Source organism: Olsenella sp. CU969 (genome assembly GCF_905219715.1).
Classification (GTDB): Bacteria; Actinomycetota; Coriobacteriia; order Coriobacteriales; family Atopobiaceae; genus Granulimonas; species Granulimonas faecalis.
In genome coordinates this window covers 1-12,143 of sequence record NZ_CAJMXC010000005.1, presented here as the reverse complement: position 1 = coordinate 12,143, position 12,143 = coordinate 1, and the positions used below count along the sequence as shown (strand labels likewise).

Here is a 12,143-nt window from a genome sequence, read left to right as displayed (position 1 = left end):
ACGCTTCAGAAGGAGAGGGTATGGCAAGGAAGTTCAAGTCAATGGACGGCAACGAGGCCGCAGCCTGGGTCTCGTATGCCTACACCGAGGTGGCGAGCATCTACCCGATCACGCCGTCGAGCCCCATGGCCGACCACGTCGACCAATGGGCCGCCCAGGGCCTGAAGAACATCTTCGGCACCCCGGTGAAGATCCAGGAGATGGAGTCGGAGGCCGGCGCCGCGGGCGCCGTCCACGGCTCCCTCGGCGCCGGTGCGCTCACCACGAGCTACACCGCCTCCCAGGGCCTGCTCCTGATGATTCCCAACATGTACAAGATGGCCGGCGAGGGCCTGCCCAACGTGCTCCACGTGAGCGCGCGCACCGTCGCCACCCAGGCGCTCAACATCTTCGGTGACCACTCCGACGTCATGGCCTGCCGCCAGACCGGCTACGCCATGCTCGCCGAGGGCAACGTCCAGGAGGTCATGGACCTCTCGCCGGTGGCCCACCTGGCCGCCATCGAGGGCGGCGTGCCGTTCCTGAACTNCTTCGACGGCTTCCGTACCTCCCACGAGATCCAGAAGGTCGCCGTGTGGGACTTCGAGGACCTCAAGGACATGGTCGACATGGACGCCGTCCAGGCCTTCCGCGACCACGCCCGCAACCCCGAGCACCCCACCGCCCGCGGCTCCCATGAGAACGGCGACATCTTCTTCCAGCACCGCGAGGCCTGCAACGGCGCCTACAACGCGCTGCCGCAGATCGTCCAGGGCTACATGGACAAGATCAACGAGAAGCTCGGCACCAGCTACCACCTGTTCGACTACTACGGCGCCCCCGACGCCGACCGCGTGGTCGTCTGCATGGGCTCCTTCTGCGACACCCTCGAGGAGGTCATCGACTACCTCAACGCCCACGGCGAGAAGGTCGGCCTCGTCAAGGTCCGCCTGTACCGCCCGTGGTCCGTGGAGGACTTCGCCGCCGCGCTTCCCGACACGGTGAAGTCCATCGCCGTGCTCGACCGTACCAAGGAGCCCGGCTCCATCGGCGAGCCCCTCTACCAGGACGTGATCACCTCCCTGGCCGAGGCCGGCATCGAGGGCCTCACCGTCATCGGTGGCCGCTACGGCCTCGGTTCCAAGGACGAGCCCCCCGCGGCGGCCTTCTCGGTCTACGAGGAGCTCAAGAAGGACGAGCCCAAGCGCGAGTTCACCATCGGCATCGTGGACGACGTCACCAACCTGTCGCTCCCCATGGACCCCAACGCCCCCGGCACCGCGGCCCCCGGCACCATCGAGTGCAAGTTCTGGGGCCTCGGCGGCGACGGCACCGTGGGCGCCAACAAGAACTCGATCAAGATCATCGGCGACCACACCGACAAGTACGTCCAGGCGTATTTCCAGTACGACTCCAAGAAGACCGGCGGCGTGACCGTGAGCCACCTGCGCTTCGGCGACTCTCCCATCCGCTCGCCCTACTATGTGACCAAGGCCGACTTCGTGGCCTGCCACAACCCCAGCTACATCATCAAGGGCTTCAAGATGGTGCGCGACGTCAAGCCGGGCGGCACCTTCCTGGTCAACTGTCAGTGGTCCGACGAGGAGTTCGCCGAGCACCTGCCGGCCGAGGCCAAGCGCTACATCGCCAAGAACAACGTCAACGTGTACCTCATCGACGCCATCGACCTCGCCGAGCAGGTGGGCATGGGCAAGCGCACCAACACCGTGCTCCAGTCCGCCTTCTTCGCGCTGGCCGACATCNTGCCCGCCGAGGAGGCNCNNCAGTACATGAAGGACNCCGCCACCAAGTCTTACTCCAAGAAGGGCGACGCCGTGGTCGCGGCCAACCACAAGGCCATCGACGCCGGCGCCACCGCGTTCCGCAAGTTCGAGGTTCCCGCCGACTGGGCGGATGNCACCGACGTCCCGGAGGAGGACGACCTCAAGGGTCGCGAGGCCATCGTCAAGCAGGTGCGCGAACTCCTCGGCCCCATCAACCGCATGGACGGCGACAGCCTGCCCGTGAGCGCCTTCATGGGCCACGTGGACGGCGCCTTCGAGCTCGGNGCTTCTGCCTACGAGAAGCGCGGCACCGCCGTCATGGTCCCGCGCTGGAACCCCGAGCTCTGCATCCAGTGCAACAACTGCGCCTACGTGTGCCCCCACGCTGCCATCCGTCCCATCGTCATGGACCCCGAGGAGGCCGCCAACGCACCCGAGGCCATGAAGACCCTCGATCTCAAGGTCCCCAAGGGCACCGGCTACACCTTCACCGTGGCTGTGTCCCCGCTGGACTGCATGGGCTGCTACAACTGCCTCTCCGCCTGCCCCAAGTCCACCCAGCAGGACGGCGGCGCCCTCACCATGGTGCCGCAGGCCGAGGAGGCCGCGCAGGTGCCCGTGTGGGACTACGCGGTCAACGAGGTCTCCGAGAAGCGTGAGCTCTTCAGCGACAAGAACACCCGCGGCAGCCAGTTCTCCATGCCCATGCTCGAGTTCTCCGGCTCCTGCGCCGGCTGCGCCGAGACCGGCTACGCCCGCCTGGTGACCCAGCTCTTCGGCGACCGCATGTTCATCTCCAACGCCACCGGCTGCTCCTCCATCTGGGGCAACCCCGCGGCCACCTCGCCGTTCACCTGCAACGCCGCCGGTCACGGCCCCGCGTGGAACAACTCCCTGTTCGAGGACAACGCCGAGCACGGCATGGGTCTGCTCATCGGCTACGAGGCCGAGCAGAACCGCCTCGTCGCCCAGACCGAGAGGCNCCTCGAGGTCGAGNACCTGCCCGAGGGTCTCAAGGACGCCGCCACCGCGTGGCTCGAGAACCGCGACACCACCGGCGTCTCCCAGCAGGTTTCCGCCGACTACGCGGCCGCGCTCGTCAAGAGCGACAATCCCATCGCCGAGGACGTCGCCGCCAACAAGTGCTACCTGTCCAAGAAGTCCTTCTGGATCTTCGGCNGCGACGGCTGGGCCTACGACATCGGCTTCGGCGGCCTCGACCACGTGCTGGCCTCCGGCAAGAACGTGAACGTCTTCGTCTTCGACACCGAGGTCTACTCCAACACCGGCGGCCAGGCCTCCAAGGCCTCCAACCTCGGCCAGGTGGCGCAGTTCGCCGCCGANGGCAAGGGCATCAAGAAGAAGCCGCTCGCCGAGATGATGATGAGCTACGGCTACGTCTACGTGGCCCAGGTGGCCATGGGTGCCAACCCCTCCCAGCTGCTCAAGGCCCTTGCCGAGNCCGAGGCCTACGACGGCCCGTCCCTCATCATCGGCTACAGCCCCTGCGAGATGCACTCCATCAAGAAGGGCGGCATGCTCCACTGTCAGGAGGAGCAGAAGCGCGCCGTGGACTGCGGCTACTGGAACCTCTTCCGCTTCAACCCCGCCGCCCCCGCCGGCAAGCGGTTCACCCTCGACTCCAAGGCGCCCAAGGGCGGCTACCAGGAGTTCCTGGAGAACGAGAACCGCTACGCCTCGCTGCGTCGCTTCTTCCCTGACCGCGCCTCCGAGCTCTTTGCCGAGAACGAGCAGGCCGCCATGGACCGCTACGACCACCTGGTCAAGCTCAAGGACATGTACGACGAGGAGGGCAAGGCCGAGTAGGCCTGTCCCCACACCCCAAGGTCTTTGAGAAAGGGGCCGCACCCGAGGAGGTGCGGCCCCTTTTCTGTGGGTCGGCGACGGTGAGGACGGCCCGTGCTGGCGGCCATGGGCCGCGGGCGGTGCGGGAGGCTAGCCCTCGAGCTCCACCTGGCTCTGGGGGACGAAGCCCTTGTCGGCGGGCTCGTCGGGGTCGGTGGCCAGGGACACGCCGACCCCCTCGACCTCCTCCGCCACGGACTGGGCGTCTTCCACGATCGTCGGGTCGGCCGCGTTGGCCTCCATCTCGGCAGCCTTCTTCTCCAGGTCCATGGTTCCTCCTCTGTCGGGGCGCCGCGGCGCCGTGTCTCCGTGGGGAGGTACATACCCGGCCGGGGGCGGGGGAGCGGTCGCGCGGGACGTCGCCACGGCAACGGCATGGAGCCTTAGACGTTGCGGAACCCACGGCCCACGATGTCGGAGGTGCTCACGATGGTCATGAAGGTGCCTGGTTGGGTGAGGTGAAGGTGGTTGCGCAGCCTCACNGCCTCGGAGCGCGTGAGCACGCAGGTGACCTCGGTGAGGGCCATGCCGGAGAAGCCTCCGCGGGCGTCGCACATGGTGGAGGTGCGGTGCAGCTCGTCCACCAGGACCGCNTCGATCTCCTCGGGGTGCTGCGTGACCACGGTGCACACCTTGGACNGGTTGAANNCCTCGNTGGCGTCGTCCACGATCATGGTCTTGGCGAGCAGGCCCAGGATGCAGAGCATGCCCGTCTCGGCGCCGTAGAGGCCCACGGAGAACGCGACGATNAGGCCGTCCACCACGTGGAGNGCGCGGCCGATCTGGAGGCTGGTGTGGGCCTTGAGGATCATCGCCAGGATGTCGGTGCCGCCGGTGGATGCGCCTACGTTGAACACGAGGGCGCTACCGGCGGCGGGCAGCATTACGGCGAAGCAGAGCTCGAGGAGCTTGTTGGAGGTGAGCGGGTCCACGACCGGCCAGNCCCACTCGAAGAGCGAGACGTAGAACGACAGCGCGAACGACGCGAAGATGGTCCAGCCCATGGTGCGCACGTCGAGGAACACGAGGCCGGCCACCACGAGGGCCACGTTGAGGATCCACATGAACGCGCCCACGNCNAGGGTGGGGAAGANNGTNGACAGGATNANGNCCACGNCCGAGGTGCCCCCGAGGGCGAAGTGGTTGGGGGCCTTNAAGATCACGATGCCCAGGGCCGTGAGGATGAGNCCCAGGTTCACGAAGCCGGCCGTGCGGGAGAGGCTGGGCCTCTCCCGGCGCGACTGGGCGCGCCGCCCCTCGTCGAGCACGGCGGGGGCGGCGCTTCTCATGGGCGGTACATAGGCCTTGGGTCTCTGGTCGGGTGTCACCGGGTCCGCCCTTCAAGCGGGTGTGCTGCCGGCTTGAAGGATGGGTCGGACGACCGGTCTTGTCAAACGGTCGCCCTAGGCGAGGCCCTGCTCGGCGAGCTCTGCCATGATGGCCACGCCGGCGGAGGTGCCGATGCGCTCGGCCCCGAGCTCCACCATTTTGAGGAAGGTCTCCGCGTCGCGGATGCCGCCGGCGGCCTTGACCTTCACGGCGGGGTCCACGTTCTCGCGCATGAGGGCCACATCCTCGAAGGTGGCGCCGCCGGTGCCGAAGCCCGTGCTGGTCTTGATGAAGTCGGGGCGCACCTCGGAGGCAATCTCGCATAGGCGGATCTTCTCGTCGTCGGTGAGGTAGCAGTTCTCAAAGATGACCTTGACGATGACGCCCCTCTCGCGGCAGGCGCCCACAATCTCGGTCATCTCGCGCTTCACGAGGTCCCACTGGCCGTTCTTGACGGCGGTGAGGTTGACCACGTAGTCGATCTAGTCCGCACNGTTGGCGATGGCGTCGCGGGTCTCAAAGACCTTGACAGCGATGGTGGTCTGTCCCAAGGGAAAGCCGATGGCGGCGCCGGTATGCACCCCGGTGCCGGCTAGCAGCGCGGAGCAGAGCGCCGACTGCACGGAGTTGACGGCCACCATGGCAAACCCGTGGTCGCGGGCCTCTTGGCAGAGGGTCTCCATATCTTGATCGCAGGCGTCGGCACGGAGGTTGGTGTGGTCGATCATGGCGTCGTAGCGGCTCATAGCTCCCCTTTGGTCTGTGGTCTGCCTTTACTAGACATATTACAGAATAAGTAAGTGACATCAAGGGGATTCTGGGGTAGANTTGCCTGAGAAGATTANCCTATGACATGNAAGTGCAGNTTTNCTCGTNAGTCAGACTCCGCGATACCAAGAGATTCGAGACGACCTGCTCGCCCGTATGTGNGACGGCACGNACCCGCCGGGCTCCCTTCTCCCCGCAGAGCCGGAGCTGGCCGAGGCCTACGGCNTGAGCCGACCCACCTTGCGACAGGCCATCCAGCTTCTGGCCGATGCCGGCTACGTGGAAAAGCGCCGTCGGCGCGGCACGGTGGTGCGGCGGCGCAAAGTGGAGCAGCGCTTCATGGACGCCTTGATGAGCTACGGGGCCGACGTGGAGGCGCAGGGGGCCATTCCTGCCACGCGGGTGCTGCAAGCCCGCATCCAAGGGGCCTCCCCGGAGGTGGCCGAGGCCTTGGGCATTGGGGAGGGGGACCCCGTGGCGTCGCTCATGCGCCTGCGCTATCTGGACGAGGAGCCGGCGGTGCTGCTGCGCACCTGGGTGCCAACGNCGGTATTCCCCGGGCTTCTCGGCCACGACTTTGAGCGCGAGGGGCTCTACGACGTCTTTGCCGAGAGCGGGCTGCCGGTGGAGACTGTGCGCCGCGTGCTCGAGGCGGCGCTGCCGGACCCGGTGGAGGCAGAGCTTCTTGCCATAGACGAGGGGCAGCCGTGCTTTCTCTTCAAGAGCGTAGGGCGTGCCAAGACCGGTCAGGCCGTCGAGTACTCCGTGGCGCTCTATCGGGGAGACGTCAACACGTTCACCGTAACCCTTACCACCGAAGACTGAGGCCCGGCAGGCCGGGCTTTGGTCCAAGACAAGGAGACGCCCATGACCGCAGACGTGAACCGCCCTGTCCCGCNCGGCGTTNTGGTGCAGGAGCCCTGTCTCGTGCGCACCGTTTGGGGCGCCGCCCGCGTGGCCGCCGCCCGTGGAATCGAGGGCCCTGTGGGCACCAGCTGGGAGGTGAGCCGTCATCCCCATGGCGAGAGCCGCGTCGTCGTGGGGCCGTGGGCCGGCGTGGGGCTTGGGGCCGTGGTGGACGCCGACCCCGCAGGATGCCTGGGCGGCCACGCCATGGTGCGCGGAGCCTTTCTCGATGCCGCGGAGGCGCTTTCGGTGCAGGTGCACCCGCAGGAGGACTATGCGCGCACCCACGAGGGCGACCACGGCAAGACGGAGACTTGGTACGTGGTGGAGGCCNAGCCCGGCGCCACCATTGTGGCCGGCACGAGCGCCTCTTCTGTGGAGGAATTGAAGGCCGCCGTGGAAGACGGCAGCTTGGACGCGCTGCTCGTGCGCGTGCCCGTGTCCGCGGGCGATGTGGTGCACGTGCCTGCCGGAACGCTGCATGCCCTGGGCGCCGGCGTGCTCGCGGCCGAGCTGGGGTCCGACTCCGACGTCACGTACCGCTTCTTCGACTATGGGCGCACCGACGCCTCGGGCGCCCCTCGCGAGCTTCATGTGGAGCAGGGCCTCGCCGTGGTCGATCCCACGAGTCGCCCCCAGGTCGTAGGGTGCGGCACGGGGCTGGGGTCTGGCATGCGGGCGTCGGTGTCGGCCGACGGCTACGAGGCGCTTGTGCTCGACGTCTCCCGCGGCCTGACTTGGGANCCGCAAGNACGCCCNGCGNCGGTGATGGTGGTGGAGGGCTACGGCACCGCCTCGTGGAAAGGGGGCCCGGCCGAGCTGGCAACGTTTGAAAGCGCCTTCGTCCCGGCGGCGACGGNTCCCGTAAGCCTTACAGGTCCCATGCGCCTCTTCTGCGCGGTGGGAGCATAAGCCCTCCCCTCTCCGGACCTCTTCTCTGCGCCCGCAGGACGAGGGGGACCCGAGTCGCGACCGTTGACGCAAAGCNGGGCGCGAGATTCCGTCGTAAGCAGGTAGGTCTGCCTGACCCACAACGCATGTCCGCGGGCCCGCATCGAAGGGCGAATCTGAGAGCGGCCCCGTGCGTAGGCAGATGCACGGGGCCGCTCGAACTGGGCCCGACGATGCGGGCCCGCGGACCCCAGGTCGCGAAGGGCCTGCAGGCACTTATCGGTCGTTCATGTTGAAGCGGTCGCGCATGTTCACGCTCGTGGTGAAGAGCACCTTGCCGAGCACCTCGTCGGTGGCCTTCTGGATGAGGTCGCAGGTGGCCTGGTTGGCCTTCTCGAGCTCGGCCTGCACCGAGGCCTCGTCTGCGTCGCTGCCTAGGGCGTCCACGGCCTTGTCGGCGGCTGCCACCTGGGCGTGGCCCTGGCCCAGGGTGGCCTCCTGGTAGGCGGCCACGGTGTTCCAGTTGCTGCCGAACTGCGCGTCGGCCAGGGCGGCCAGCACGCGCATCTCCCAGTAGAAGGTCTCGGTGGTCACCCGCGGGGTCACGGCGAGGTAGTCCGGCACCGCGTTCACGTTGGTGAACATCGGGATGAAGGTGGAGTAGGTCATGTCGCCCATGGCCACCCACTGCACGGCGCGGTGGCTGGCGGCCACCGAGGGGCGAATCTGGATGAGAGAGGTCTCGTTGTTGCGGTTGATGCCGATGGGCCGGTAGAGCTTGCCCTGCTCCTTGGTGCCGAGGGTGCCGTAGGGGTCGTAGACGGTGTCCTGGTAGTGGCTCGAGAGCACGGTCTTGACGTCCTCCACGGTCACCTTGCGCTCGGGAATGCGGCACCAGGGCAGGTCGTCGCTGTCGGGGCGGTAGGCGGCGTCCGGGCCNTCGTNGGAGTCGGACGGGTTGAGGTAGCGCTGCATGTACCAGGCGCGCGGCGTGTTGTACACGTGGTCGGNNTAGTCGTGGCTGCCAAAGATCGGACGCGGGTCGATGACGCGGGGAAGGCCGCGCAGGCGCTCNTCTGAGGAGGCCCCTGCCATGCCCACGGCGGCAGCGGCGGCCCCGAGCACGGTCTTAGCCACAGACTCCTTGGGCATCCCCAGNTAGAGGTTGTTGTCCACAATAAAGTCGGCGAGGTCGGCGCTGCAGCGGTAGTCCTTGCCTGNGCCGAGGGCGTCCACGAGGTCTAGGCGGTCGATACCCAGCTGGTTGGGCTGGGTCNCGTAGGCGTCGTCGGGCACGCGGCGGGCGATCCAGTGGTGGCCGCCCACGGTCTCGAAGTACCAGACCTCGTCGGGGTCGCTCACGGCGATGCCGTTGGACTCGTAGGTGNCGTATCTCTCGTGCAGGGCCCCCAGGCGCTCCACACCCTGCCTGGCGCTCGTGATGTAGGGCAGGCAGATGGTGACGAGGTCCTCTTCGCCGATGCCGCCTGCCTGCTCGGGCGCATAGCCGGGCTGCCCTTCGGTGCCTGTGGCGGGGCGATAGGCCACCAGGGGGTCGGCCCCTAGCACCCGGGAGTTGGTGGTGATGGTCTCGGTGGCGCTCATGCCCACGTTGACGCTGTTGACGCCGGCCTCGGCCCACACACCCTCGACGGGGTCGACGTTGGGCATCGCCGTGTAGCGCATGGGGTTCTCCGGCAGGTTGATGGTGAGGTGCGAGATGACGCAGCGGTAGGTGCGCGGCTGGTCGGCCGGCTCCACCACCACCATCTTCTTGGCGCAGAACGAGCCGTCGCCGTCGTCCTCGTTGCGGGCGATCATGGTGGAGCCATCGTAGGTGGCTCCCTTTCCTACGAGCAGGGTGGTGCAGGCCATGGGGCCCTCCTCTCCTGGCGGCCGGGGCCGCCGACGGGTTTGGCGGGGTCTATACCCGCCGCGGGACGGGACGTCGGCAATGCATAGGCCGGTGACGGCGTGCTGCCCGAGCAGGACAAAAGCAAGGGACAGTAGCTCGTTGTATGCAATTGTCGGCGGTTTATATTCGCAGAGCAATGTTTTTAGAGGGGACCATTCGCGCATAAATAGGCGCCGTTCACGCAGAATTTCGGCGCGGGGTTGGGTCCTCTGATAGTATGCATAAAGGGATACAGACATCTTTCAGGTTGTGGATGAACCGAAAGTCGCCCGTATCCCATGAGGAACGGGCCCGACCTGGCCCGCGAGAGAAGGGGAGAGCCTATGAAGACCCGATGGTTCAAGAGGGCCATGACCGGCCTGGCCTTTGCGGCCGCCACCGTCATGGCCGNGCCCGTGAACGCGCTGGCATGCACCCAGGTGTGGATGCCCGACACGCTCACGGCCGAGGAGAACACTTGGTACGCCGGGCGTGCCGAGGACTCCTACACCCGCGCCGTCAAGATCTTCGGCGTCGAGCCGCGCCATGAGGCCGGCTTTGTCTACCAGTCCAACGAGAACGGTGGCGGCGCCGAGGGCGACAACTTCCAATGGAAGGCTCCCACCGACACCTACCGCTACACCTACGTGCGCGACCACGGCAACAACGGCTGGGAGGGTTTTGACAACGCCTACTCCGCCGCCGGCGTCAATGAGTGGGGCGTCTCCTGCTCGGCCACGCTGAGTATCTATCCCAGCACCGAGGTCAAGGCCGTCGACCCCAACGTCGACTCCGGCATCGGCGAGTACAACTACGTCTCCATCGCCCTGGGCCAGTCCAAGACCGCCCGCGAGGCCGTGGAGCTCCTCGGCAAGCTCGTGGACGAGCACGGCGCCTGCAGCTGCGACCAGATCATCATCTCCGACAACACCGAGAGCTGGCTGCTCGACGTGGTCTCCGGTCACCAGTGGGTGGCCTTCCAGCTGCCGGAGGACCAGGCCAGCGTCAACCCCAACATGGGCAGCCTCTGGTACAAGGTGGACCTCGACGACGAGGAGAAGTGCATCCACTCCGAGAACCTCGTGAAGACGGCCGAGGACGGCAGCTTCCTCAAGAAGTTCGACGACGACACCCCCGACATCGCCCGCTCCTACAGCCGCACCAACGAGGGCAACGGCCAGTTCTCCCGCTATGTCATCGGCCGCGCCTACTTCGACGCCCCGCTCTCTGAGGATGAGTACACCGTCGACGACCAGGGCCGCATCACCGGCGTCACCGACGGCTCCCTCTTCTTCACCCCGGGCCGCAGTGACTGGACCACCTTCGACATGATCCGCTCCCTGGCCGCCCGGGCCGACAACGTCACCGGCCTCAAGGATGGTGTCGCCACCACGGTCACCGGCGTGGGGCGCCAGGACTCCCTCGAGAGCCACATCTTTGAGATCAAGCGCAACACCGACCCCCAGGTGGGCACCGTGGAGTGGCTCGCCCTCAACCGCGACGAGTACTCCGTGGCCATCCCGTCCTTCGGCGCCCTTGTCACCGAGGTCAACTGGCGCTACGGCACCCAGGAGCTCAGCACCGTGCACCAGGGCGACCGCTACAACAACGACTCCGTGGCCACGGCCCGCGCCGCCGGCGAGTGGGACCAGTACCTGCCCTACGTGATGATGGACATCAACACCCTGGCCAACGCCAACCGTGCCGATCTGGCGCCTGTCATGCGCTCCTACCTTGACGTCCTCCAGAAGGCCCTCNTCGCCGACAACGACCTCGTGGAGGCCGAGCTCCTCAAGACCCAAGGCACCGAGGCCCGCGAGGCGCTTGCCACCCGTGCCGCCGACAAGGCCGCCGAGAAGACTNGGGAGCGNTGCTACAAGGTGCTGCAGGAGGCCCGCGAGTGGCTCAACACCGACCGCTCCAAGCCCTTTGCGCCCTCCGACTACGACGCCAAGAACGACGCCCTCGTGACGCCTCTGGGCTATGCCGAGCTCACTCTCGGCGAGGACCCCGTGGTGGAGCCTGTCTACGCTTGGAAGAAGGACGCCAAGGGCTGGCGGCTTGTGGACGAGGACGGCAACACCCTCTCCAACGAGTGGAAGGACGTTGACGGCAGCCGTTATCACTTTGACGAGGACGGCTACATGCACACCGGCTGGCAGTCCATCGACGGCAAGTGGTACCACTTTGGCAATGNCGGCGACGGCGCCATGAAGAGCGGCTGGCTCCTCGACGGCGGCCACTGGTACTGGCTGCGCGACGACGACAACGCCTACGGNCCCAAGGGCTCNATGGGATCCGGCTGGCTGCAGAAGGACGGTCAGTTGTACTGGCTGCGCAAGTCCGGCTCTGCCTACGGTCCTGAGGGCTCCATGGGATCCGGCTGGCTGCAGACCGGCGGCAAGTGGTACTGGCTGCGCAGGTCCGGCTCTGCCTACGGTCCTGAGGGCTCCATGGGCATCGGCTGGCTGCAGACCGGCGGTAAGTGGTACTACCTCNACCGCGACGGCTCCATGGCCGCCGACACGTGGGTCGGCCGCTACCATGTGGACGGCTCGGGCGCGTGGGACCGCACCCGGTAGGCCGGCCGGCACATCGCCTGCCCTGACGTAAGACGAAGCTGGGCTCTCCCGCCCCCTTACCTCACCTCGTCACCATCTGCGCCTGAAAGCGATTGAGGGTACCCTCAATCGCTTTCAGGCGAGAAGGAAGAGAGAGAGGGAGAG

At 66.9% G+C, this 12,143-nt stretch carries 7 protein-coding genes; 3 read left to right on the top strand and 4 right to left on the bottom strand.

All coding sequences use genetic code 11. The features are described 5' to 3' along the window. Positions 1-20 precede the first annotated feature (20 nt). A complete protein-coding gene (gene nifJ, locus JX283_RS01120) occupies positions 21-3,590 on the top strand; it encodes a pyruvate:ferredoxin (flavodoxin) oxidoreductase (protein ID WP_204828953.1) in 3,570 nt (1,189 codons plus the stop codon). A 129-nt stretch (positions 3,591-3,719) separates the two neighbouring features. On the opposite strand, the gene JX283_RS01115 is transcribed toward nifJ, so the two are convergent. From JX283_RS01115 to deoC, 3 genes are all read right to left on the bottom strand, one after another. Next, the gene (locus tag JX283_RS01115; RefSeq protein WP_204828952.1) at positions 3,720-3,899 is read right to left on the bottom strand and encodes a hypothetical protein; all 180 of its coding nucleotides are present in this window, start codon (positions 3,897-3,899) and stop codon (positions 3,720-3,722) included. 113 nt (positions 3,900-4,012) lie between these two features. Then, positions 4,013-4,918 (bottom strand): YitT family protein, encoded by a 906-nt coding sequence (locus tag JX283_RS01110; protein WP_204828951.1) that lies wholly within the window; start codon positions 4,916-4,918, stop codon positions 4,013-4,015. A gap of 114 nt (positions 4,919-5,032) precedes the next feature. Continuing rightward, complete coding sequence (gene deoC, locus JX283_RS08365; protein WP_239652407.1) at positions 5,033-5,431, bottom strand: deoxyribose-phosphate aldolase; 399 nt, start codon at positions 5,429-5,431, stop codon at positions 5,033-5,035. 427 nt (positions 5,432-5,858) lie between these two features. Between deoC and JX283_RS01100 the strand changes: the two genes are divergently transcribed. Continuing rightward, positions 5,859-6,551 carry a GntR family transcriptional regulator gene (locus JX283_RS01100; protein ID WP_255533389.1) on the top strand — a complete coding sequence of 231 codons (693 nt, stop codon included), beginning with the start codon at positions 5,859-5,861 and terminating at the stop codon, positions 6,549-6,551. A gap of 1,248 nt (positions 6,552-7,799) precedes the next feature. On the opposite strand, the gene JX283_RS01095 is transcribed toward JX283_RS01100, so the two are convergent. Further along, positions 7,800-9,398, bottom strand: coding sequence for a C69 family dipeptidase (locus JX283_RS01095; RefSeq protein WP_204828949.1), 1,599 nt, complete (start codon positions 9,396-9,398; stop codon positions 7,800-7,802). Positions 9,399-9,761: 363 nt separating this feature from the next. Between JX283_RS01095 and JX283_RS01090 the strand changes: the two genes are divergently transcribed. Beyond that, positions 9,762-11,999 (top strand): C69 family dipeptidase, encoded by a 2,238-nt coding sequence (locus JX283_RS01090; protein WP_204828948.1) that lies wholly within the window; start codon positions 9,762-9,764, stop codon positions 11,997-11,999. The last annotated feature ends 144 nt before the right edge of the window (positions 12,000-12,143 follow it).